This is a genomic window from Cupriavidus lacunae, from assembly GCF_003353055.1.
Classification (GTDB): Bacteria; Pseudomonadota; Gammaproteobacteria; order Burkholderiales; family Burkholderiaceae; genus Cupriavidus; species Cupriavidus lacunae.
On sequence record NZ_QKWJ01000007.1, the window covers coordinates 195,631 to 217,779 of the forward strand.

A 22,149-nucleotide genomic window follows, 5' to 3' on the forward strand; every position below is an offset into this window, starting at 1 on the left:
CAGCCGGCGCCTCGCCATGCTCGGCAAACTGACCGCATTCCTGCGCACCCGCTCCCGGGCCCGCAAGCTGGAGCACTACGCGATCCCCGACGCGCTGTGGACACAAACCGTGGCCACGCTGCCGTTCGTGCAGCGCTACGGCAGCACCGACCTGGCGGCGCTGCGCGAACTGGCCACGCTGTTTATTGCCGAGAAGGAATACTCCACCGCGCACGACCTGCCGCTGGCCGACGACATGGTGGTGAGCGTCGCGGTGCAGGCCTGCGTGCCGATCCTGAAGCTGGGGCTGCCGTGGTATCGCGGCTGGCATGGCATCGTGCTCTACCCGGGCGAGTTCATCATCCGCCGGACGGTGCAGGACGAGATCGGCCTGGTGCACGGCGTGGTCGAGGAAGCCAGCGGCGAAGCGTGGGAGCACGGGCCGGTGATCCTGTCCTGGCCCGACGTGCACACCCCGGGTGCAGGCATCGACAGCGATCACGACCTGCCGGCCGACACCTACAATGTGGTCATCCACGAATTCGCCCACAAGCTGGACATGCTCGACGGCGAGCCTGACGGCGTGCCGCCCTTCTCGCGCGTGCTGCATCCGGACATCGACGCCGAGGCCTGGGCGGAAACCTTCCTGACCGAATACGACCGCTTTGCCGAAGCCTGGGACGCGCGCGACGAGGCCGACTGGGAGCACCCCGAACGGTTGCCGCCAGCGCTGCGCATCATCGACCCATATGGCAGCGAAGCGCCAAGCGAGTTCTTCGCCGTGACGTCAGAGGCATTTTTTGTCGAGCCGGGCGGACTGGCGCGGCACTGGCCGGTGGTTTACCAGTCGCTGGCCGCGTTCTACCGGCAGGATCCGGCCACGATGTGACGTTATTGCTATATTTTCGCGCAACACTTTCTGTGTCCGACACTGCGCGGCTCCTTCCCCAAGTTTTTGTTTTTCTGCCATAATCCCGGTTTGCCCGTTACCGGCAAGTGGTTCGTTCGTCGCCGCGCCATGCCCTCTCGCCATTTGGCGGAGAACTGCGGATTGCAACGGACTGGCTACCCAACCAGAAAGGACTCATCATGAAAGAAGGCATTCACCCGAATTACCGCGAAGTCGTGTTCCAGGACATGTCCAGCGACTTCAGCTTCATCACCCGCTCGACCATCCAGACCAAGGACAAGATCGTGAAGGACGGCAAGGAATACCCGCTGGCCAAGATCGAAGTCTCGTCGGAATCGCACCCGTTCTACACCGGCACCCAGAAGATTATGGACACGGCCGGCCGCGTGGAAAAGTTCCGCCAGAAGTTCGGCAGCAAGCTGGGCAAGGCTGCGAAGTAATCGCTGTCGGCGAACCCCGCTTTGCAAGGCCCGCGGACAGATGCTCCGGGGCCTGTGCGAACCAGCAAAGAGGCAGCATCGGCTGCCTCTTTGCTTTTGTGCCGGGCCATTGGCCGGCACTGCTGCACCCTGGGATTCTCCCCACACCCCGTGTGGCCTCCACGCCATGCCACAGCCCGCGCGGCCGCCGCATGCGCGATACTGTGGCCTTCGCGCCATGGCGCCACGGCCCGACCTGAGCATCGATGCGTCAAGCCAATACCTCACCCGTCCAGTTGACCGCTGCCGCGACCGGCGCCCTGCCGCGCGCGCTGCTGCTGGCGATCTGCATCATCTACGGCCTGGTCGGCCTGTTCGGCCGCGACCCGTGGAAGAACGAGGACGCCGCCGGCTTTGGCGTGATGTGGCAAGTGGCCACCGGCGGCATGCACGACTGGCTGATGCCGAATATCGTCGGCCGTCCGTACAGCGAGGACGGCCCGCTGGTGTTCTGGATCGGTGCGCTGATGATCCGCGGCTTCGGCGGCTGGCTGGGCGCGGCTGACGCCGCGCGGCTGGCCACGGCGCTGTTCTTCTTCGCGACCTGCGCCTGCATCTGGTACACCACCTACCTGCTGGGCCGGCGCGACGAGGTCCAGCCGTTTGCCTATGCCTTCGGCGGCCAGCCCAATGCGCGCGACTACGGCCGTACCCTGGCCGACGGCGCGCTGCTGATCTTCCTGGCTTGCGTGGGCCTGGCCATGCGCGGGCACGAGACCACGCCGCAGGTGGGCCAGGTCGCCTTTATCGCACTGGCCCTGTATGGCATGGTGCGCAGCCTCGACAAGCCCATCCAGGGCAGCCTGATCTATGGCGCAGCGCTGGGCGGGCTGACGCTGGCCAGCGGACCCCTGCTGCCGCTCGCGCTGCTGGGCGGCAGCGCGGTCTGCGCGCTGGCATGCAAGCCGCTGCCGTGGCGGCGCCTGGGTGCCATCGGCATTCCGCTGGCGCTGCTGATCGTGCTGGCGTGGATGGCGGCCGCCTATTTCGGCGCGGCCGACCGCAACGAGGCCGTGACCTTTATCCGCGATTGGTCGCGCTATGACCGCCGCAGCTACGGTGCGCCGAATATGGCGACCTTCGGCTTCAACATGCGCAACCTGTTCCTGTACACCTGGCCGGTGTGGCCGATCGCAGGCTGGGCCTGGATTGCGTGGACCGGCATGCGCCGGGCGCCCCACGTCGCGGCACCGCTGGCGCTGCTGTTGCCGGTGCTGATCCTGCTGTTCCTGCAACGCAATGCGGGCGATGCGCAGTTCATCCTGCTGCTGCCGCCGATGGCCGTGCTGGCAGCCTTTGCGCTGCCCACGCTGGCGCGCGGCGTGATCAACGCCATCGACTGGTTCGCGCTGCTGTTCTTCACCATCTTCGGCGGCACGGTCTGGTTCATGTGGATCGCCAAGACCACCGGCTGGCCCCCGCGCATCGCGCGCAACGTGTTCCGCCAGCTGCCGGGCTTCCAGCATGAGTTCACCGTCGCCGCGGTGGTGTTCGCGCTGGCGGCCACGCTCGCGTGGGTGCTGATCGTGCGCTGGCGCCTGTCGCGCGCACCCAAGCAGATCTGGCGCCCGGTGGTGATCTCCGCCGCCGGCACCACGCTGATGTGGGTGATGGCGATGACGTTGTGGCTGCCTTCGATCAACTACGGCAAGACCTACCGCGACGTGGCCCAGGCCGCGGCCATGGCGCTGCCCCCCGCGTACCAGTGCGTGCAGCCGATCCGCATGGGCGATGCGCAGCTGGCGTCGTTCGCCTACTTCGGCCATATCCGCTTTGGCGGCCCCAACGACGGCTGCGACGTGCTGCTGCGCCATGACGGGGTCGATTACGGCGAACCGGGAAATATCCCGCACTTCGAGTGGCGGCTGGTCTGGGAAGGCCGCCGCCCCGCGGACCGCGACGAACGCTTCCGCATGTATCGCCTGGTCGATACCTCGCGCGCCGCCCATCCGCGCCCGGACCTGCCGCGGCATCGCCTGCCGCGCCAGCCCTGAGCCGTAGCCGCGCACCCCGCAACATACGCAGCGCCTGACGCGCCATCGAACCATTCCGGCCGCAGGCAGCTGCGGGGCTGAAGCGCCAGCCCCGACCGAGCCTGCAGAGCCCTGAATGACCCTGTTCCAAGACTTTCGCCGCATTACCAGCCTCGCCGCCCCGGTGCTCGCCGGCCAACTCGCCGTGATCGCCTTCGGCGTGATCGATACCGTGATGGCGGGGCGCGCCTCCGCCACCGACCTCGCCGCCGTGGGCCTGGGCGGCTCGATCTACGTCACCATCTATATCAGCCTGATGGGCGTGCTGCAGGCGCTGTCACCCATCGCCGGGCAACTTTATGGCGCCGGCCGCATCGAGGCGATCGGCGCGGAGGTCCGGCAGGCCGCCTGGCTGGGCGCAGCGCTGGCGCTTCCCGGCGTGCTGCTGCTGGCTTTCCCCGGACCGCTGCTGGCCTTCGCCAAGGCCCCGCCCGAGCTGGTCGAGAAAGCTACCACCTACCTGCATTTCGGCGCCTTCGGGTTGCCGGCGGCACTAGGTTTCCGCATCTATTCGGCGCTGAACAATGCGCTGTCGCGCCCGATCATGGTGACGGTGCTGCAGATTGGGGGGCTGGCGCTGAAGGTGCCGCTCAATGCCTGGTTCATTCACGGCGGCCTGGGCGTGCCAGCGATGGGTGGCCCCGGCTGCGGCCTGGCCTCGGCGCTGATCAGCTGGGCCTGGTGCATCGCCGGGCTGCTGATCCTGCGCTATGGCAGCGCCTATCACCCGCTGCGGATCTTCGCCACCTGGAGCTGGCCGGCCGCCGCACCGCTGCGCGCGCTGTTGCGCCTGGGCGTGCCGATGGGCCTGACCTACCTGATCGAGATCACCTCGTTCACGCTGATGTCGATTTTCATCACGCGCCTGGGCACGGTGACGCTGGCCGGGCACCAGATCATCGCCAACCTGGGCGCGGTGGCCTACATGCTGCCGCTGTCGCTTGGGATTGCCACCTCGACGCTGGTGGCGCAGCATCTCGGCGCGCGCGACCTGGCCGGCGCAAGCCGCCTTGCCTGGCGGGGCATCCGCATGGCGGTGACACTGGCGGCGCTGACCGGCGCGCTGCTGTGGCTGCTGCGCAAGCCGGTGCTGCACGCCTACGCAAACGATCCCGCGGTGGTTGCGGCGGCGCTGCCGCTGGTGCTGTTCGTGGCGTTCTACCAGGCCTTTGACGCCGTGCAGGTAATGACGGCCTTCATCCTGCGCGCCTACAAGATCGCGCTGATCCCGACGCTGATCTACGCCGGCTCCCTCTGGGGCATCGGGCTGGGCGGGGGGTACGCCCTGGGCTTCGGCCTGATCGATGGCATGCCGGCCTTCACGCGCGGCGCGAGCGGCTTCTGGCTGGCCAATAGCATCAGCCTGGCAATCGCGGGCATGCTGCTGGTGCGGTATTTCAGCCGGGTCAGCAAGGATCCGGAAAACTGAGCCTGCCAGGAGTGGCCGCCCACGGTGGCGGCGCCCTTCATCTCCAAGCGGGATTCACTGGCAGACAAGCCGCATCCACCTGAGGCTGTCGAACCAGCTGCTTGCCCGCGCGAAGCCCTCAACCGATTGCAGAGCGAGAAGCTGGTGGTATCGACCACCTCGCGCGGATTCCGGGTCGCACCATTTTCCGAAGAGGAGATGTGGGATGCCATCGAGACCCGCATCGTCATCGACTGCGAAGCGCTTCGCCGCTCGCTGGCCAAGGGCGACGATGTCTGGGAATCCCGGCTGGTCGCGGCCTTCCATGCGTTGATGCTGGCATCCGGGCACCGGATCTCGGACGCCGCCGGCGACCCGCCAGCCGATGACGAGCAACTGGAGGAACGTCACTATGAATTCCACCGCAGCCTGATTTCAGCCTGTGGCTCGCGCTGGCTGCTCGACTTGTCCGCGCAGCTCTATGCGCAAACGGAGCGCTACAGGCGGCCGAGCCTACGCGACCGCAGGTACTTCAAGCTGGAACGAGACGTGGCCACGGAGCACCGCCAATTGCTCGACGCCGCGGTGGCGCGTGATGCCGGGCACGCGGCCGGCTTGCTGGCACGGCACTATCGGGAAACGGGCCGCATCGTCAAGCAGATCCTGGCGCTCGGGCCCGCCGAGGCCCCGGAGCGCTGATGACTGAAATGCTGTAACTCCTTGATTTTTGGCAGAGTGGATGGGGCTCGCCCACATGCCGCGGCTGTGCTTGCAAGCGCAGCCCTTCGAGTCCCGCGGAAAAGAAAAACGCCCGCTTGCGCGGGCGTTCTAATTTGGCGGAGTGGACGGGACTCGAACCCGCGACCCCCGGCGTGACAGGCCGGTATTCTAACCGACTGAACTACCACTCCTTAGTCGGCGCCGTCTGGAACTATTGCTCCTGACGACTGGCTGGGCGTCTGATTACGCCCTGCTGTTATGGCGTCCCCTAGGGGATTCGAACCCCTGTACTCACCGTGAAAGGGTGATGTCCTAGGCCTCTAGACGAAGGGGACAGAAACTTGTTTTACAACGCGTTTTCTGCCTTGCGCTGGAAAGTCCGCCATGTTAGCAGGCTTTTTCGCGCCTGGGAAGCTTCTTTTCAGACGCTTCCCAAATTCCTGGTGGAGCTAAGCGGGATCGAACCGCTGACCTCTTGCATGCCATGCAAGCGCTCTCCCAGCTGAGCTATAGCCCCGTATCCGGTAATGCTGGACGGTTACTGCTGGAACCACCTCGCTGTCTGCCGCTTACCGCAGCATTTGCAGCGAAGACAGGATTATATAGCGAATTTCGCAACGAATGCAACATTTTTTATTGCGTTTGCAGCGATTAACGACATAATCCCTCACCCAAAGAAAAACCCGCATGGCGCAAACCATGCGGGCTTAGTTTTGGCGGAGTGGACGGGACTCGAACCCGCGACCCCCGGCGTGACAGGCCGGTATTCTAACCGACTGAACTACCACTCCTTAGTCGGCTGCCGTTTCAAGCTAATGCTTGAGACGACATGCTGGGCGTCTGATTACACCCTGCTGTTATGGCGTCCCCTAGGGGATTCGAACCCCTGTACTCACCGTGAAAGGGTGATGTCCTAGGCCTCTAGACGAAGGGGACAGAAACTTGTCTTTCAACACGTTCCGTCTGGTGCCACCCGATACTGCCTGGATGACACCGAAATCTTGGTGGAGCTAAGCGGGATCGAACCGCTGACCTCTTGCATGCCATGCAAGCGCTCTCCCAGCTGAGCTATAGCCCCATGGTACTGCCATTTACTGCTACTTGCTGCGTTTTCGCCTGATTTAACTACCGTTTCAAGCGAAGCCAAGATTATATATCAACTACTAATCTTTGCAAGCTCCCGTTTTGGTTTTTTTCGCTTTCCCGTCACTTCAAAAATCCGTTCGGGGATTGCGAGGATCCTTGCGGATCCGCCGTCCCGCTTGGTCAGAGACCGCGCTGCAGGGAGAACGAGATTATGCGCAAGTCCGGCCCGAAGCGCAAGCCCCCGGCGCGGACTTTTTCACGACTTTTTACGCGGCTGCCGCCAGGCGGCGCAGCACTGTGTCGCGGCCGAACAGTTCCAGCACGGCGTCGATGCCCGGCGTCTGCAACTGCCCCGCCACCAGCAGGCGAACCGGCATGGCCAGCTTGGGCATCTTCAGGCCGAATTCGGCGAGCACTGCCTTGAAGGTGGCGCCGATGGCCTCGCGCTTCCACTCCGGCAGGGCGGCCAGCTGGGTCGCCAGCGCGGCCAGCGCGGGCTGGATTTCCGGCGTCAGGTGCTCGGCCTTGAGCGCGGCTTCGGCCTGCGGCTCGCCGCGATAGAACAGCAGCGCGGCCTGTGCGACTTCCTTCAGCGTATTGGCGCGATCCTTCACCAGCGCGATCACGCCAACCAGGTCCACCCCTTCCACCTTGCCGCCGAGCGCCTCGATGAACGGCTGCGTCAGTGTGGCCAGGCGCTGGTTGTCGCCGGACTTGATGTAGTGGTTGTTCAGCCAGGCCAGCTTCTCGGGGTTGTACTGGGCGGGCGACTTGCCCAGGTGATCCAGGTCGAACCATTCCACGAACTGCTCGCGCGAGAAGATCTCGGCGTCGCCGTGGGCCCAGCCCAGGCGCGCCAGGTAGTTCAGCACGGCCTCAGGCAGGTAGCCCTCGTCGCGGTAGCCGGTCACTGCCATGGCGCCGTGGCGCTTGCTCATCTTCTCGCCCTGCTCGTTGAGCACGGTCGGCAGGTGAGCGTAGACCGGCGGCGTGCCGCCTAGCGCGCGGATGATGTTGATCTGGCGCGGGGTGTTGTTGACGTGGTCGTCGCCGCGGATCACGTGCGTGATCTGCATGTCGAGATCATCCACCACCACGCAGAAGTTGTAGGTGGGGGTGCCGTCCGGGCGCGCGATCACCAGGTCATCGAGTTCGTCGTTGGAGATCTCGATGCGGCCCTTGACCGCGTCGTCCCACACCACGCTGCCGCCGATGGGGTTCGTGAAGCGGATCACCGGGTCTACGCCGGCCGGCGGCTCGGGCAGGACCTTGCCCGGTTCCGGACGCCAGAAGCCGTTGTAGCGCGGCTTCTCACCGCGCTCGCGCTGGGCTTCGCGCAGTGCGTCCAGTTCTTCGGTGCTCATGTAGCAGCGGTAGGCCAGGCCGGCATCCACCATTTGCGCCACCACGTCGCGATAGCGGTCCATGCGCTGCATCTGGTAGAACGGGCCTTCGTCGATGTCCAGTTCCAGCCAGGCCATGCTTTCGAGGATCACGTCGACCGCTTCCTGCGACGAACGCTCGACGTCGGTGTCCTCGATGCGCAGGATGAAGTCGCCCTGCATGCGGCGGGCGAAGGCCCAGGGATAGAGCGCGGAGCGGATGTTGCCGAGGTGGATGAAACCGGTCGGGCTCGGCGCAAAGCGGGTGCGGACGCGTTGGGTCATGGTCAGGGGCAGAAACAAGAAAGCCCGCGCGCGGCGGCGCGCAGGCTGGTGTATGTGCAGGCATTGCATTATACCAACGCGTATAGCCCGCCCCGCCCGGCGTGCCGGCGCCGTGCGGAATCATTTATGCTTGCGCCGGTCTGAGGTGATGCCGGTGATTCAGGCAATGCGGCGCCAGCCTCCTGGGAGCAGCGCCCGCATCACATCCCCGAATCCGCCGGTCCCACCTGGTTACTGATCCCGCTTCATGCAACGACGTCATTTCCTCGGCATTTCCGCCGCCGCCCTGCTGGCTGGCTGCGCGTTCGGCCCACGGCCCGCGCCGCCGGTCGCCACCACGCCGCCCGCGCCGCGGCCCATCAAGATCGGCCTGGCGCTGGGCGGCGGCGCGGCGCGCGGTTTCGCCCATATCGGCGTGATCAAGGCGCTTGAGGCCCAGGGCATCCACGTCGACCTGGTCACCGGCACCAGCGCCGGTGCAGTCGTGGCGGCGCTGTACGCCAGCGGACTCAACGGCTTCCAGCTGAACAAGCTGGCGCTGACCATGGACGAAGCCGCCATCGCCGACTGGGCCCTGCCCTTCGGCACCCGCTTCGGCGGCTGGCTCAAGGGCGAGGCGCTGCAGAACTACGTCAACCGGCTGGTGCAGAACCGGACCATCGAGGCCATGAAGCTGCCGCTGGGCATTGTCGCCACGGACCTCAAGAGCGGCGAGAAGATCCTGTTCCGCCGCGGCAATACGGGCCAGGCCGTGCGTGCGTCGAGCAGCGTGCCCGGCGTGTTCCAGCCGGTATCGATCCAGGGGCGCGATTATGTCGACGGCGGCCTGGTCGAGCCGGTGCCGGTGGATTCCGCGCGCAGCATGGGCGCGGACTTTGTCATCGCGGTCAATATCTCGGCCGACCCGTCGGCGCAGAAGAACGCCGGCCAGAGCGGCGTCCTGCTGCAGACCACCGCGATCATGGGCCAGTCGATCAACAAGATGGCGCTGGCGCGCGCCGACGTGGTGATCCGGCCGGAATTGCCCGACATGGGCGGCAGCGACTTCAACGCGCGCAACCGCGCCGTGCTGGCGGGCGAGCAGGCCACCGCCGCGGTCATGGCAACGCTGCGCCAGCGCCTGGAACAGGCCCGCCTGACGCCGGCCGGCACGGTCGCGGCGCAATAGCCCGGGAGGCCAGGCCTGGCCAAAACAAAAAGGACTGCCGCGGCAGTCCTTTTTTGCTTGTAGCGTACCGAATCCTCAGCCGCCGTACATCGATGCGCGGGCGGCGTTGGGGTCGTAGCGCTTGAGCGTCTCGACCATGTCGCCGAGGCCTTCGACGCGGCTGCTGCCGTCCTTGCCGTCGTCAATGCGGCGGGCACCGTTGTAGCGGGTCACCCAGTATGTCGCACGCATGTCGTCGACACGGATCTTGCTGCCCGTGGACGGGGCATGCACGAACTTGTTGTCGCCGATATAGATGCCGACGTGCGAGAAGGTCTGGCGCATGGTGTTGAAGAACACCAGGTCGCCCGGTCGCAGGTCGCTGGCAGCCACGGTGGTGCCGACACGGCTGATTTCAACAGAGCGGCGCGGCAGCATGAAGCCGAAGGTGTCCTGGAACACGTAGCGGACGAAGCCGCTGCAGTCCAGGCCGGATTCGGGGCTGTTGCCGCCGAAGCGGTAACGCACGCCGATCAGGCCCAGCGCATTCATGACCAGGTCGCCAGCCTTGCTGGCAACATTGCTGGTGGAATTCACCACCGACGACAGCAAGCCGCGCTTGCCTTCCGGATGCGAGTCCGCGGCCTGGGCCGTGGCATCGATACGGGTGTCGGCATCTTTGAATACCGTGTCCGCCAGCACTCCATTCGACACAGTCGCACCGCAGGCAATGGCAATTCCGACGGCGGCGCGCGCCAGGGAATGAAGCACCGATCGCTGCATTGGTTCTCCCGTTGAACGTTCCAAAGCAAGCCCCGGCACAAAGTCCGGGGCGGCTGGGTATTTGTGAATTTCGCGTGAACGTTTCAGGAACGTCGCGTGAAAATCCTGTGAACTACGGGGCAGACCCTACGCAACATCCGCGCCAGGCGCTCTGGCCGGTCCTGCACCGCAAACGTGCGTGGCACGCGTCAATGCGTCGGACGGACCACCCCCAAAAATAGCTCTGGCGGGATGGTAAAGGGTTGCCATTCACATGTCAAAGTTCGTTACAAATTCGGCGGATTTGGCTTCCGAATCAATGATATAGGCAGGTTTTCGCATCTTCTTTATCGGATTTATCCTATCGATCGGTGCTAGCCGGACGGCGCCGCGGCACTGATGCGCCGCAGCACCGGCGCCGGCCATTCAAGCCGCGCCGACCTGCGCTGCCGCCATCAGCTTGCGCGTATAGGGATGCTGCGGTGCGCCCAGCACCACTTCGGTGTCGCCGGCCTCGACTACCTCCCCCGCCTTCATCACGATGACCCGGTGCGCCATGGCACGGATCACTGCCAGGTCGTGGCTGATAAACAGGTAGCTGAGGTTGTACTTGTGCTGCAACTGGGACAGCAGCGCCAGCACCTGCTGCTGGATCGAGACATCCAGCGCCGAGGTTGGCTCATCCAGCACCAGCACCTGCGGCTTGAGGATCAGGACCCGGGCAATGGCGATGCGCTGGCGCTGACCGCCCGAGAATTCATGCGGATAGCGCCCCAGCGCGGTGCGGTCCAGGCCGACCTCGCGCAGCGCCTCGATCACGCTCTGGCGCGTGCCCTCGCGCGACAACCCGGGCTGGTGCAGCGCCAGGCCTTCGCCAACGATCTGCTCGATGGTCATGCGCGGCGCCAGCGACCCGAACGGATCCTGGAACACCACCTGCATGCGCGCGCGCAACTGGCGGCGATCCTCGCGGGTGGCGGTGTCGAAGCTGCGTCCGAGGAAATGGATGGTGCCCGCACTCTTGCGCTGCAGGGCCAGCACGGTATGCGCCAGCGTGGTCTTGCCCGAACCGGACTCGCCAACGATGCCCAGGGTCTCGCCCTCGCGCAGCAGGAAGTCCACATCCTTGACCGCGGCGAACTGGTCCTTGCCGAACCAGCCGGCCAGGCCACGGCGCTTGCGCGCATAGTTGACGCCCAGCTTGCGGGCCTCCAGCAGCACCGGCGCCAGCGGCACCAGCGGCAGTACCTCGCGCCGGGGGCGGCTGTCGATCAGCTTGCGGGTATAGGGATGCTGGGGGGCGGCGAACACCCTGGCGGTCTCGCCGGTCTCGACCAGCACGCCCTTCTCCATCACGCCTATGCGCTGCGCGAAGGCGCGCACCAGGTTGAGGTCGTGGGTGATCAGCATCACCGCCATGCCGAACTCGGCCTGCAGGTCGCGCAGCAGGTCCATGATCTGTGCGCGGATGGTCACGTCCAGCGCCGTGGTGGGCTCGTCGGCCAGCAGCAGCTTGGGGCGGCACGCCAGCGCCATGGCGATCATGGCGCGCTGGCGCTGGCCGCCCGAGAGCTGGTGCGGAAAGCTGTCGAAACGGTGGGCGGCGTCGCTGATGCCGGTGCGCTCCAGCAGCGCGATGGCGCGCTCGCGCGCGGCGCGGCGGTCCAGGCCCTCGTGCAGGGCCAGGGTTTCGACGATCTGGTTGCCGATGGTGTACAGCGGGTTGAGCGCGGTCATCGGCTCCTGGAAGATCATCGCGATCTCGGCGCCGCGGATGCCGCGCATCTCGCGGTCCGATACCTCCAGCAGGTTCTTGCCCTCGAAGCGGATCGCCCCGTCGTAGTACGCGTCTTCCACCAGCCGCAGCATCGCCAGCGCGGTCACGGTCTTGCCGGAGCCCGACTCGCCCACCAGCGCATAGCGCTCGCCGGCGCGCAGGTCGAAGCTGACCTCGCGCACCGCGCGGGTGGCATGCTCGCCATGGCCGAAGGTGACGGACAGCTTGTCCACGCACATCAGCAGGGAGCCGGGCGCGGGCACCTCCGCCGGCGCCAAATCCGGCTGGATCACGGGAGACACCGCGGTCATGGCGTGGCCTCCGGTGCCGCCCCGGTGGGCGCGCCCGCCGGGATCTTGGGTTCGACGCGGCCGCGCAGCGCGGCCAGGCCCAGCCGGGTATCGAAGGCATCGCGCAGCGCATCGCCCATGAAGGTCAGCAGCAGCAGCGTGACCACCAGCACCGCGAAGGTCGACAGCGAAATCCACCACGCATCCAGGTTGGCCTTGCCCTGCGCCAGCAGTTCGCCCAGGCTGGGCGTGGTCGGCGGCACGCCCAGGCCGAGGAAGTCCAGGCTGGTCAGGGCCAGGATCGCGGCGCTCATGCGGAATGGCAGGAAGGTGATCACTGGCGTCAGGCTGTTGGGCAGGATATGGCGCCACATGATCTGCACGTTGGACAGCCCCAGCGCCCGCGCGGCCTTGACGTAGTCGAGCGAGCGGTTGCGGTAGAACTCGGCGCGCACGTAGTCGGACAAACCCATCCAGCCGAACAGCGACAGCAGGATGATCAGCAGCGCCAGGCTGGGCTCGAAGATCGAGGCGAAGATGATCAGCAGGTACAGTTCGGGCATCGAGCTCCAGATCTCGATGGCCCGCTGCGAGAACAAGTCAAAGCGCCCGCCGAAGAAGCCCATCAGCGCCCCGGTCAGCGTGCCGACCAGCACGCCGATCACGGTCAGCGCCATCGCGAACAGCACCGACACGCGGAAGCCATACAGCAGCCGCGCCAGCACGTCGCGGCCACGGTCATCGGTGCCCAGCCAGTTCTCCGCCGACGGCGGCGCCGGATTGGGCTCCTTGGCAAAGTAGTTGAGCGAGTCGTATGAATACTGGTTCAGCGGAAACACCGCGAAATTGCCGTTGGTGGTGATGCGGTCGCGGATATACGGATCCAGGTAATCCGCGGGCGTGGCGAAATCGCCGTCAAAGGCGGTTTCGGGGTAGACCTTGACGATGGGGAAATACCATTCGCCCTTGTAATGCACCACCAGCGGCCGGTTGCTGGACAGCAGCTCGGCGCCCAGGCTCAGCACGAAGATGGCGACAAAGATCACCAGGCTCCAATAGCCGCGCCGGTTGCGGCGAAAGCGCTGCCAGGCGCGCTGGCGCGGCGACGGCGAATGCGGCAGCCCGTTGGGCACCGCGTGCGTGAAGGGTTTCATCGGTGCAGGCCTTCGAAATGGATGCGCGGGTCCACCAGCACGTAGCAGACATCGGAGATCAGGCGCGTGAACAGCCCGATCAGCGTGAACAGGTAGAGCGTGCCCAGCACCACCGGATAGTCGCGCCGCAGCACCGCCTCATAGGACAGCAGGCCCAGCCCGTCCAGCGAGAACAGTGTCTCGATCAGCAGCGAGCCGGTGAAGAAGGCACCGATGAACGCCGCCGGGAAGCCGGTCACCAGCGGGATCAAGGCATTGCGGAACACGTGCTTCCACAGCACGCGGCGCTCGCCCAGGCCCTTGGCGCGCGCGGTCAGCACATACTGCTTGCGGATTTCCTCGAGGAAGGCGTTCTTGGTCAGCATGGTCACCACTGCGAAGCTGCCCACCACCGAGGCTGTGATCGGCAGCACCAGGTGCCACAGGTAGTCCATCACCTTGCCCATCAGCGACAGCTGCTCCCAGTTGTCGGAGGTCAGCCCGCGCAGCGGGAACCACTGCACGAAGGTGCCGCCGCCGAACAGCACCAGCAGCAGCACGCCCAGCACGAAGCCCGGAATGGCATAGCCCACCAGCACGATGATGCTGGTCACCACGTCGAAACGGCTGCCCGCCCGGATCGCCTTGGAGATGCCCAGCGGCACCGATATCAGGTAGGTCAGGAAGAAGGTCCACAAACCGATGCTGACTGACACTGGCAGCTTGGACTTGACCAGCTCCCACACGCTGCGGTGCTGGAAGTAGCTTTGCCCCAGGTCGAATTGCGCAAAGCGCTTGAGCATCAGGAAGTAGCGCTCCAGCGGCGGCTTGTCAAACCCGTACAGCGCCTGAATCTCCTTGATCTTGTCGGGGTCGACGCCGCGCCGCCCACGGTATTCGGCACCGCCGCCGCTGGCTTCGCTAGCGGCGCCGCGCCCTTTCAGCTCCATCATCATCTGCTCGACCGGACCGCCCGGTACGAACTGGATCACGACGAAGGTCAGCGTGATGACCCCGACCAGCGTCGGGATCATCAGCAGGATGCGCTTGAGCAGATAGGCAAGCATGGCCCGTTCCTTCCTTTGTCCTTGCTGAACGCGTCAGCGCCCGTGCGCCTCAACGGGCCTGCGCCTGCAGGTCCGTGCGCCACCAGTGGCTCAGGATCCAGCCTTCAGCCGTGTAGAAATACGGAAGCCGCTCCGGATAGGCCAGCGTCTTGCGGTATGCAACCCGGTGCGAGGCGCTGTACCAGTTCGGCACGATGTAATAGCCATGCATCAGCACCCGGTCCAGCGCGCGCCCGGAGGTGACCAACTCTTCCCTGGTATGGGCGTGCAGCACATTGTCCACCAGCTTGTCGACCACCGGCGACTTCAGCCCGAACAGGTTGTCCGAGCCCGGCGTGCCGGCCGCCTCGCTGGAGAAGCGGTCGCGCAGTTCGTTGCCGGGGCTTTGCGAGTCGGGGAAGCGGATCGACACCATGTCGAAGTCGAAGTCTTCCAGCCGCTTCTGGTACAGCGCGAAATCCGTGGTGCGCTGGTGCACCTGGATGCCAAGCTTCTCCAGGTTGCGCACATAGGTGGTGATCACGCGGCTCATGGCGCCGCCGTCGTCAAGGAACTCGAACACCAGCGGCTCGCCCTTGGCATTGCGCAGCGCGTCATCGGTATAGGTCCAGCCGGCCTGGGCCAGCAGGCGCCGCGCCAGGCGCAGGTTGTCGCGCAGCGAGCGCGGCGCCGCGGTGCTGGGCTGGACCACGTCGGGGCCGAACACCTCCGGGGGCAACTGCGCGCGCAGCGGTTCCAGCAGCAGCAGTTCGCCCGGGCCGGGGCGGCCATCGAAGGTGGCGCTGGCGGCCAGTTCGCTGTTGGAGAACCAGCTGTCCAGACGCTTGTAGGCGCCATAGAACAACTGCCGGTTCAGCCACTCGAAGTCCAGCGCAAGAATCAGCGCCTGGCGCACGCGCACATCCTGGAACACCGGCTTGCGCAGGTTCATGACGTAGCCCTGCATGCCGGCGCCATTGCGGTGCGGGAACTCGGTCTTGAGCAGTTCGCCGTTGCGAAAGCGCGTGCCCTGGTAGCTCTTGGCCCAGTTCTTGGCCTTGTATTCGACGATGGCATCGAACTCGCCGGCCTTGAATGCCTCCAGCCTGGCGGTCTCGTCCTTGTAGAGCCGGTAGACCACGCGCGCGAAATTAAAGCTCCCCCGCCGCACCGCCAGGTCCTTGCCCCAGTACTTCGGATCACGCTGGAAGATAATGCCGCGGCCGGCGTCGTAGCGCTCGATCAGGTAGGGCCCGCTGGTGACGGGCGGCTCGAACGTCAGCTTTTCGAACGGGACCTTGTCGGTCCACTTCTTCGAGAACACCGGCAACGAGCCGACGATCAGCGGCAGTTCACGGTTGCGCTGCTTGAAATCAAAGCGCACCGAGCGCTCGCCGGTGACGGTCACCGCCTTCACATCGGTACACATGCTGCGGTAGCCCGGGCTCGAAGCCTTGCTCATCAGCATGTCATATGAATATTTGACATCCGATGCGAGCACCGGGTCGCCATTGGAGAAGCGCGCCTGCGGGCGGATCGTGAACGTGACGGACAACTCGTCCGGCGCCACCGTGACATCGTCCGCGAGCAAGCCATAGGCGCTGGCGCTCTCGTCGGCGCTGCTGATCAGCAGCGACTCGAACATCAGTGCGTTCAGGCCGGGCGCGGCGGTGCCCTTCAACGTGAACGGGTTGAACTTGTCGAAACTGGTGCGCCGGTCCGGATTCGCGAGCGTCAGCGTGCCGCCGACCGGTGCATTGGGATTGGCATAGTCGAAATGCGAGAAATCGGCCTTGTACTTCAGGTCCCCGTGCAGCGCGAAGCCATGCGCCGCCAGTGCCGGACTGGAAAAGAGAGTCCCCCCCGCCGCCAGCGTCAACGCCAGCCCCATTGCCGCCCAACCACGCACTACCGCATCCCGCCGGAAGCACTGCCATGCCGCCTGAAGCGGCCAACGTGCTTGAATACGCATCCCCTTGGATTCCTCCACTATCACCTGTGGGGCCCGGCGTTCTGCGGCCGGGCCAAGTATGAGACAATTTTACATGCGTCTGGGGTGGCTCCAGCCATCCGGACATTCCCTCTGCGCGGCGCAATAAAAGGGCCGCAGGACAGCCCGGCACGCGCACGGCCGCACGGCGGACGCACGAAGCGTGCCTGATACACCACCTTGGAGAATTTATGGGATTTCTGGCAGGTAAGCGGATCCTGATCACCGGCTTGCTCTCGAACCGCTCGATCGCCTACGGCATCGCCTCGGCGTGCAAGCGCGAAGGCGCCGAACTGGCCTTCACCTACGTCGGCGAACGGTTCAAGGACCGGATCAGCGACTTTGCCAAGGAATTCGGCAGCGACCTGGTATTCGAGTGCGACGTCGGCAGCGACGAGCAGATCGCGGCAACCTTCGCGGCGCTGGGCCAGCGCTGGGAAAAGTTCGACGGCCTGGTTCACTCGATCGGCTTCGCGCCGCGCGAAGCCATCGCCGGCGACTTCCTGGATGGCCTGTCGCGCGAAGGCTTCCGCATCGCCCATGACATTTCCGCCTACAGCTTCCCGGCACTGGCCAAGGCCGCGCTGCCGCTGCTGTCGGACAAGGCCTCGCTGCTGACGCTGACCTACCTGGGCGCCGAGCGCGTGGTCCCCAACTACAACACCATGGGCCTGGCCAAGGCCTCGCTGGAAGCCAGCGTGCGCTACCTGGCCTCCTCGGTCGGCCCGCGCGGCATCCGCGCCAACGGCATCTCGGCCGGCCCGATCAAGACCCTGGCCGCCTCGGGCATCAAGGGCTTCGGCAAGCTGCTCAGCCACTTCGAGGACGCCGCGCCGCTGCGCCGCAACGTCACCATCGAAGAAGTCGGCAATGTGGCCGCCTTCCTGCTGTCCGACCTGGCCAGCGGCGTGACCGGTGAGATCACCTATGTCGACGGCGGCTTCAACGTGGTCGGCGCAAGCGTCGCGGACGTGCAGTAAGCCCGGCCCGTTTGCGGGACGCGGATGAAAAAGGGGTGCCGGCGTGGCACCCCTTTTTCTTGCCTGCGGACGTGAGCGCGCGCCAGGTGCGCCCTGACACCCTACGCCACGACGGGCGCGCCCTGCCGGCCCATGCTCAGCATCGACCAGGCATAGACCACCAGCCCGCCCAGCGCCAGGAGCAATCCGACCCAGCCGGTGGACTCCCAGCCGTAGCCGGAGGCGATGGTCACACCGCCCAGCCATGCACCGAGCGCGTTGGCCATGTTGAAGGCCGAGTGGTTGAGGGCCGCGGCCAGCGTCTGCGCGTCGCCGGCGACATCCATCAACCGGATCTGCAACGCCGGGCCCAGTGCCACCGTGGTGCCGACCAGCAGCACATTGATGGCACCCAGCCACGGATGCGACGCGGTGAAGGTGAAGGCGCCCAGCACCAGCGCCGCCCACACCAGCACGGCGCCGATGGTCGGCATCAGTGCCTTGTCGGCCAGCTTCGCGCCGGCGAGATTTCCCGCCACCGTGCCGATGCCGAACAGCGCCAGCACCACGGGGATGCCCGCCGCCGGCATATGCGCCAGCTCCAGCATGGTCGGCTTGATGTAGCTGAACACCGAGAACATGCCGCCAAAGCCGACCGCGCCGATGCCCAGCGTCAGCCACACCTGCTTGCGCCTGAGCGCCGACAGCTCGCGCAACGGGCTGGCACGGCGGTCGGCCGGCACGAATGGCACCCAGCGCCATACCAGCAGCGTCGTCAGCGCGCCGAGCGCGCCGACGATCAGGAAGGCCGAACGCCAGCCCAGCCAGGTGCCGACGGTGGCCGCGATCGGCACGCCCACCAGCGTGGCGCTGGTCAGGCCCAGCATCACCAGCCCCACCGCCTGCGCACGCCGCTCGCGCGGGACCAGGCTGGCGGCAACCAGCGACGCCACGCCGAAGTACGTGCCATGCGGAAAGCCCGTGAGCAGGCGCGCCACCATCATCGACAGATAGGAAGGTGCCAGCGCGCTGGCGATATTGCCGGCGGCAAACACCGCCATCAGCGCGATCAGCAGGTTGCGCCGCGGCCAGCGCGCGCCCAGCACCGCCAGCAGCGGCGCGCCGATGACCACGCCCAGCGCATAGGCGCTGATCAGGTGGCCGGCCTGCGGGATGGAGATGGCGAGATCGCTCGCGGCATCGGGCAGCAAACCCATGATGACGAACTCGCCGGTGCCGATGGCGAAACTGCCGACGCCGAGCGCCAGCAGCGGCAGGCGGCCGGGTGGATTGTTATCGCCGGAAGCAAGGGAAGCGTCGGCGCCGCGGACGGGATCCGCGGCCGATTGTGCATGTGGGGCGGCCATGTACAGGATTGCAGGATGTTCAACAAAATGCCGCCCGCTGACGGACGAGGTCAGTGCCCTCGCCTCTGATCGATCCAGCGTGCTCCTGTGCGGCGCGCAGGCGGTATTGTGCGGCAAAACCGCAAATCGTGCCGGCGCCGCGCCAGGTCAGCCCTGCAGCTGGTAGCGCTCCAGCCAGTGTGCATAGGGCGCCGGCAGCACCCACGACGGCCTCTGCACCTGCAGGCGCCTGGCGGCGTGATAGGGCCAGTGCGGATTGGCCAGCAGCGCGCGGCCGACCATCACCAGGTCCATCTGCCCGTCCGCCACCGCGCGGTCCGCAAGCTGCGGATCGTCGATGCCCCACGAGGAAGCGACCGGCAACCGGGCTTCGCTGCGCACGCGGCCGGCAATCGGCGCAAGGAACGCCGGCGCCCAGGGGATCTTCGCTTCCGGCGTGGAAAAGCCAACGCTGACGTTGAGCAGGTCCAGCCCGCCCTCGCGCATGGCGCGCGCCAGCTCGATGGATTCCGCCAGCGTCTGCTCGTCGTGGCCGTCGAATTCGATCACGCCGAAACGCGCGGTCAGTGGCAGGTGCCCGGGCCATACCTCGCGCACCGCGGCCAGCGTCTCCAGCAGGAAGCGGCTGCGGCCGGCGGCGTTACCGCCGTATGCGTCATTGCGCTGGTTGGCGTGGCGCGAGAAAAAGCTCTGCGCCAGGTAGCCGTGGGCGAAATGCAGTTCGAGCCATTCAAAGCCGGCTTCGCGCGCCCGGCGCGCCGCGTCGACAAAGTCGCGCTGGACCCGGGCAATGTCGTCGAGGGTCATGGCCCGGGGCACCTTGGGCAGGTGTGCGCCAAATGCCACGGCCGACGGCGACAGGGTGTCCCAGCCGCGCGGGTCGCCTTCGGCGATATGGTCGTCCCCTTCCCAGGGGCGGTTGGCGCTGGCCTTGCGCCCGGCATGCGCGATCTGGATGCCCGGCACCGCGCCGCCGGCCTTGATCGCGGCAGCGATGCGGGCCATGCCGGCCATCTGCGCATCGTTCCACAAGCCGGTGCAGCCCGGGGTGATGCGGCCATCGGCGGACACGGCGGTCGCTTCGACGATGACCAGGCCGGCGCCGCCGCGCGCCAGGCCGGTGTAGTGGGCCAGGTGCCAGTCGTTGGTGAGGCCATCGACAGCGCTGTACTGGCACATCGGCGGGATCGCGATGCGGTTGCGCAGCGTGACATCCTTCAGGTCGAACGGGGTAAACAGGGCAGACATGCTCTTGGATTCCTGCATTGCGGAGGTTGGCATGACCGCTATGCTAGGCCCGAGCCACTATAATGAAAACCACCCATCGATTATTGTCGTGATAAATATTCATTATGGTGCATCCACAGTGGCTCCGCTCGTTCGCCACGCTCGCCGAACTGGGCAACTTCACCCGCACGGCTGACCAGCTCGGGCTGACCCAGGCCGCCGTCAGCCAGCATGTACGCCATCTGGAGAGCGAGTTCGGGCCGCTGCTGATCCGCCGCCCGCGCGCGCTCGAGCTGACGCCCGCCGGCAACGCGCTGCTGGACTACTGCCGGGAACTGTACAAGGCCGACGAGCGGCTGCGCACGCGCCTGTCGGATGCGGATGGCACCAACGGCGAAGTCTCGCTGATCACGCCGGGCAGCATCGGGCTGTACCTGTACCCGGTCTTGCTGGCGTTCCAGCAGGCCAACCGCGGCGTGGTCGTGCGCCATCGCTTCGCCCCGGACCCGGAGGTGGTGGAAGCAGTGCTGCAGAACCGCTATGAACTGGGCCTGGTCACGCTGCCGCCGGACGATGCGCGCCTGACGGCCAGCCCCTTCACCTCGGAGTCGCTCGAACTGGTGGTCCCAGCGCAGGAGACGGCCCACACTTGGGAGGACCTGGCGCGCATTGGCTTTATCGACCACCCCGACGGGCAGGCAATGGCGAGCCGGCTGCTCAGCCGGCGCTTTCCCGCCAACCCCGGCGTGGGCAGCCTGCCCTGCCGCGGCTTCTGCAACCACATCGGGCTGATCCTGGAACCGGTGGCGCGCGGGCTGGGCTTCACGGTGATCCCGCGCTACGCGCACCAGGCCTTTGCCCGCGCGGACGCGGTCAGGGTGGTCGATTGCGGGTCGCCGGTGGTCGACACGCTATGGCTGATCCACCGGTCGGAGTGGCCGCTGTCCGCCCGCGCGACGCGGGTGCTCGACTATCTGCGGCAGCATGTGTGGGGTTGCGCGACAACACCTTTCCCCGCGCCGGCCTGACTGGCCTGCGTTGCGCACGGTTACCTGGTCACGTGGGCCAGCCGGTGCCACCAGTACCGAAGCGAATGCTTCGCTATGCCGAACACCGGCTTATGGTGGATGCCAACCCGGATGATGTAGCCGTAAAGCCCGACCAGCACTGCCAGGAAGACCAGGGGCCAGATGATCCCTGTGCCGCCGGCTTCAATCATTTTTTCTTCTTGGCGACATCATCGTGCCCGCCCCGGACCTGGACCGTGCTGAAGGGGGAGGCCGGCGCGGATGGCTTCTTCGGTTGCTTGGGTTTCTTGGCTTCGCGGCTGCTGCGTAGTTGACTCTTGGCCATGATGAACTCCTGAGTGGCTTGCCTGGAGATAATGGCAACCCCAGCATACGCGCTAAATCGCCGGCCAAAGAAATATCTTTCCTGGAACAGCGTCCATGCGCCGCGGCAAGCGACGGCGAACAGATGCCCGGCTCCCGGCAAACAGGCGCATACTAGGGTCGGATCGGCAGCACCCGCCGGCGCCTGCGAGCCAAGCTTGCACGGCGTTCCATCACCGGACAGGAGTCTGCAATGGCACTGAACTTCCCCAATCCCAGCCGCAGCTACGATTCGGCGCGGCACTGTGTTTGCTTCTGGGGCTACGACAACGCGCGCGAGGTCGCATTCCAGGTCTCGGATGACATCCTTTTGCGCCTGAGCCACCAGGGCACCGCCGAGGAAGCAGCCCTTCTCGCCACCTTCGACCATCATCGGGACCAGATCCTGCAACTGGCGAGAGAGCTCTACAACCCAGGGGAACGCACCACCTACACGATCTCCTGAACAAGGCCGCAAACGCAGCGCGGCGGTGGCACCCCACCGCCGCGCTGCTTTGTACTGCCCGCTACGCTTGGCGCCAGGTCAGTTCAATCCGCCGGGGTTCTGCGCCATGCTGTGCTGCTTCTGGACCAGCACAAACGGTGCTCCCACACGCAGTCTGTGTGCATTCGCCAAGCCAGGTTAATTACTGGTCTCTTGGACAGGTGAAATCCAGCCTAGGAGTCCGTCGGACTTGAGCCCGAGGGAATCCGATGGATCGGTGCGCCGCGGCTTTTGAGACGGTGTCGCGCTGATCGAGCGTTCTCAGCGGTTGGCGAGTCTCCACGAGGGCGTATC

The 22,149-nt window shown here is 66.0% G+C and carries 19 protein-coding genes and 6 tRNA genes; 9 read left to right on the top strand and 16 right to left on the bottom strand.

Annotation, left to right across the window (positions count from 1 at the left end; genetic code table 11):
* The first annotated feature begins 16 nt into the window (after positions 1–16).
* The 5 genes from DN412_RS09120 (at position 17) to DN412_RS09140 (ending at position 5,508) form a co-directional block, all read left to right on the top strand.
* Positions 17–868, top strand: coding sequence for a M90 family metallopeptidase (locus DN412_RS09120; protein ID WP_115014202.1), 852 nt, complete (start codon positions 17–19; stop codon positions 866–868).
* Between the two features lie 200 nt (positions 869–1,068).
* Positions 1,069–1,329, top strand: coding sequence for a type B 50S ribosomal protein L31 (locus DN412_RS09125; protein ID WP_078196858.1), 261 nt, complete (start codon positions 1,069–1,071; stop codon positions 1,327–1,329).
* A 245-nt stretch (positions 1,330–1,574) separates the two neighbouring features.
* On the top strand, positions 1,575–3,362 hold the full coding sequence (locus DN412_RS09130) for an ArnT family glycosyltransferase (protein WP_115014180.1): 1,788 nt from the start codon (positions 1,575–1,577) through the stop codon (positions 3,360–3,362).
* Positions 3,363–3,477: 115 nt separating this feature from the next.
* Positions 3,478–4,830, top strand: coding sequence for an MATE family efflux transporter (locus tag DN412_RS09135; RefSeq protein WP_115014181.1), 1,353 nt, complete (start codon positions 3,478–3,480; stop codon positions 4,828–4,830).
* A 126-nt stretch (positions 4,831–4,956) separates the two neighbouring features.
* On the top strand, positions 4,957–5,508 hold the full coding sequence (locus tag DN412_RS09140; protein WP_244222598.1) for a GntR family transcriptional regulator: 552 nt from the start codon (positions 4,957–4,959) through the stop codon (positions 5,506–5,508).
* 135 nt (positions 5,509–5,643) lie between these two features.
* Here the strand turns inward: DN412_RS09140 and DN412_RS09145 are convergent.
* The 7 genes from DN412_RS09145 to gltX all read right to left on the bottom strand — a co-directional run bounded on the left by DN412_RS09145 (position 5,644) and on the right by gltX (position 8,282).
* Positions 5,644–5,720, bottom strand: a tRNA-Asp gene (locus DN412_RS09145).
* A gap of 68 nt (positions 5,721–5,788) precedes the next feature.
* Positions 5,789–5,864, bottom strand: a tRNA-Glu gene (locus DN412_RS09150).
* A gap of 106 nt (positions 5,865–5,970) precedes the next feature.
* A tRNA-Ala gene (locus tag DN412_RS09155) sits at positions 5,971–6,046 on the bottom strand.
* 197 nt (positions 6,047–6,243) lie between these two features.
* Positions 6,244–6,320: transfer RNA gene (locus DN412_RS09160), tRNA-Asp, on the bottom strand.
* Between the two features lie 69 nt (positions 6,321–6,389).
* Positions 6,390–6,465 (bottom strand) — tRNA-Glu (locus DN412_RS09165).
* A gap of 66 nt (positions 6,466–6,531) precedes the next feature.
* Positions 6,532–6,607, bottom strand: a tRNA-Ala gene (locus DN412_RS09170).
* 274 nt (positions 6,608–6,881) lie between these two features.
* Entirely contained in the window at positions 6,882–8,282 is a 1,401-nt protein-coding gene (gene gltX, locus DN412_RS09175; protein ID WP_115014204.1) for a glutamate--tRNA ligase, read from the bottom strand.
* 247 nt (positions 8,283–8,529) lie between these two features.
* Between gltX and DN412_RS09180 the strand changes: the two genes are divergently transcribed.
* Positions 8,530–9,450 carry a patatin-like phospholipase family protein gene (locus tag DN412_RS09180; protein ID WP_115014182.1) on the top strand — a complete coding sequence of 307 codons (921 nt, stop codon included), beginning with the start codon at positions 8,530–8,532 and terminating at the stop codon, positions 9,448–9,450.
* 75 nt (positions 9,451–9,525) lie between these two features.
* Here the strand turns inward: DN412_RS09180 and DN412_RS09185 are convergent, their stop codons facing one another.
* The 5 genes from DN412_RS09185 to DN412_RS09205 form a co-directional block, all read right to left on the bottom strand.
* Entirely contained in the window at positions 9,526–10,212 is a 687-nt protein-coding gene (locus DN412_RS09185; RefSeq protein ID WP_115014183.1) for a C40 family peptidase, read from the bottom strand.
* 405 nt (positions 10,213–10,617) lie between these two features.
* Positions 10,618–12,279, bottom strand: a complete 1,662-nt coding sequence (locus DN412_RS09190; RefSeq protein ID WP_115014184.1) for an ABC transporter ATP-binding protein — start codon at positions 12,277–12,279, stop codon at positions 10,618–10,620.
* Positions 12,276–13,412 (bottom strand): ABC transporter permease, encoded by a 1,137-nt coding sequence (locus DN412_RS09195; RefSeq protein WP_115014185.1) that lies wholly within the window; start codon positions 13,410–13,412, stop codon positions 12,276–12,278. Before DN412_RS09195 ends, DN412_RS09190 begins: the two co-directional genes overlap by 4 nt.
* Positions 13,409–14,458 (bottom strand): microcin C ABC transporter permease YejB, encoded by a 1,050-nt coding sequence (locus DN412_RS09200; RefSeq protein WP_115014186.1) that lies wholly within the window; start codon positions 14,456–14,458, stop codon positions 13,409–13,411. The genes DN412_RS09195 and DN412_RS09200 overlap by 4 nt, the downstream gene beginning before the upstream one ends.
* 49 nt (positions 14,459–14,507) lie before the next feature.
* A complete protein-coding gene (locus DN412_RS09205) occupies positions 14,508–16,409 on the bottom strand; it encodes an extracellular solute-binding protein (protein WP_115014187.1) in 1,902 nt (633 codons plus the stop codon).
* A gap of 209 nt (positions 16,410–16,618) precedes the next feature.
* Here DN412_RS09205 and fabI point away from each other — a divergent pair, with 209 nt between their 5' ends.
* A complete protein-coding gene (gene fabI, locus DN412_RS09210; protein WP_115014188.1) occupies positions 16,619–17,407 on the top strand; it encodes an enoyl-ACP reductase FabI in 789 nt (262 codons plus the stop codon).
* A gap of 101 nt (positions 17,408–17,508) precedes the next feature.
* Here the strand turns inward: fabI and DN412_RS09215 are convergent, their stop codons facing one another.
* Together DN412_RS09215 and DN412_RS09220 are read right to left on the bottom strand one after the other, a co-directional pair.
* Positions 17,509–18,753 carry an MFS transporter gene (locus tag DN412_RS09215; protein WP_115014189.1) on the bottom strand — a complete coding sequence of 415 codons (1,245 nt, stop codon included), beginning with the start codon at positions 18,751–18,753 and terminating at the stop codon, positions 17,509–17,511.
* Between the two features lie 147 nt (positions 18,754–18,900).
* Positions 18,901–20,001, bottom strand: a complete 1,101-nt coding sequence (locus DN412_RS09220; RefSeq protein WP_115014205.1) for an NADH:flavin oxidoreductase/NADH oxidase — start codon at positions 19,999–20,001, stop codon at positions 18,901–18,903.
* Positions 20,002–20,105: 104 nt separating this feature from the next.
* Between DN412_RS09220 and DN412_RS09225 the strand changes: the two genes are divergently transcribed.
* Positions 20,106–21,008: a LysR family transcriptional regulator gene (locus DN412_RS09225; RefSeq protein WP_115014190.1), complete on the top strand. Its 903-nt coding sequence runs from the start codon at positions 20,106–20,108 to the stop codon at positions 21,006–21,008.
* 20 nt (positions 21,009–21,028) lie between these two features.
* Here the strand turns inward: DN412_RS09225 and DN412_RS43755 are convergent, their stop codons facing one another.
* Positions 21,029–21,199, bottom strand: coding sequence for a hypothetical protein (locus DN412_RS43755; RefSeq protein ID WP_164704853.1), 171 nt, complete (start codon positions 21,197–21,199; stop codon positions 21,029–21,031).
* Complete coding sequence (locus DN412_RS43760) at positions 21,196–21,333, bottom strand: hypothetical protein (protein ID WP_164704854.1); 138 nt, start codon at positions 21,331–21,333, stop codon at positions 21,196–21,198. The genes DN412_RS43755 and DN412_RS43760 overlap by 4 nt, the downstream gene beginning before the upstream one ends.
* A gap of 231 nt (positions 21,334–21,564) precedes the next feature.
* Here DN412_RS43760 and DN412_RS09235 point away from each other — a divergent pair, with 231 nt between their 5' ends.
* On the top strand, positions 21,565–21,816 hold the full coding sequence (locus DN412_RS09235; protein ID WP_078196870.1) for a DUF1488 family protein: 252 nt from the start codon (positions 21,565–21,567) through the stop codon (positions 21,814–21,816).
* Positions 21,817–22,149 lie beyond the last annotated feature (333 nt).

Bases quoted from the DNA above. Each gene is read 5' to 3' on its own strand.
- DN412_RS09120 (WP_115014202.1), top strand. From the start codon at position 17: ATGCTCGGCAAACTGACCGCATTCCTGCGCACCCGCTCCCGGGCCCGC.
- DN412_RS09125 (WP_078196858.1), top strand. From the start codon at position 1,069: ATGAAAGAAGGCATTCACCCGAATTACCGCGAAGTCGTGTTCCAGGAC.
- DN412_RS09130 (WP_115014180.1), top strand. From the start codon at position 1,575: ATGCGTCAAGCCAATACCTCACCCGTCCAGTTGACCGCTGCCGCGACC.
- DN412_RS09135 (WP_115014181.1), top strand. From the start codon at position 3,478: ATGACCCTGTTCCAAGACTTTCGCCGCATTACCAGCCTCGCCGCCCCG.
- gltX (WP_115014204.1), bottom strand. From the start codon at position 8,282: ATGACCCAACGCGTCCGCACCCGCTTTGCGCCGAGCCCGACCGGTTTC.
- DN412_RS09180 (WP_115014182.1), top strand. From the start codon at position 8,530: ATGCAACGACGTCATTTCCTCGGCATTTCCGCCGCCGCCCTGCTGGCT.
- DN412_RS09185 (WP_115014183.1), bottom strand. From the start codon at position 10,212: ATGCAGCGATCGGTGCTTCATTCCCTGGCGCGCGCCGCCGTCGGAATT.
- DN412_RS09190 (WP_115014184.1), bottom strand. From the start codon at position 12,279: ATGACCGCGGTGTCTCCCGTGATCCAGCCGGATTTGGCGCCGGCGGAG.
- DN412_RS09195 (WP_115014185.1), bottom strand. From the start codon at position 13,412: ATGAAACCCTTCACGCACGCGGTGCCCAACGGGCTGCCGCATTCGCCG.
- DN412_RS09200 (WP_115014186.1), bottom strand. From the start codon at position 14,458: ATGCTTGCCTATCTGCTCAAGCGCATCCTGCTGATGATCCCGACGCTG.
- DN412_RS09205 (WP_115014187.1), bottom strand. From the start codon at position 16,409: ATGCGTATTCAAGCACGTTGGCCGCTTCAGGCGGCATGGCAGTGCTTC.
- fabI (WP_115014188.1), top strand. From the start codon at position 16,619: ATGGGATTTCTGGCAGGTAAGCGGATCCTGATCACCGGCTTGCTCTCG.
- DN412_RS09215 (WP_115014189.1), bottom strand. From the start codon at position 18,753: ATGGCCGCCCCACATGCACAATCGGCCGCGGATCCCGTCCGCGGCGCC.
- DN412_RS09220 (WP_115014205.1), bottom strand. From the start codon at position 20,001: ATGTCTGCCCTGTTTACCCCGTTCGACCTGAAGGATGTCACGCTGCGC.
- DN412_RS09225 (WP_115014190.1), top strand. From the start codon at position 20,106: ATGGTGCATCCACAGTGGCTCCGCTCGTTCGCCACGCTCGCCGAACTG.
- DN412_RS43755 (WP_164704853.1), bottom strand. From the start codon at position 21,199: ATGATTGAAGCCGGCGGCACAGGGATCATCTGGCCCCTGGTCTTCCTG.
- DN412_RS43760 (WP_164704854.1), bottom strand. From the start codon at position 21,333: ATGGCCAAGAGTCAACTACGCAGCAGCCGCGAAGCCAAGAAACCCAAG.
- DN412_RS09235 (WP_078196870.1), top strand. From the start codon at position 21,565: ATGGCACTGAACTTCCCCAATCCCAGCCGCAGCTACGATTCGGCGCGG.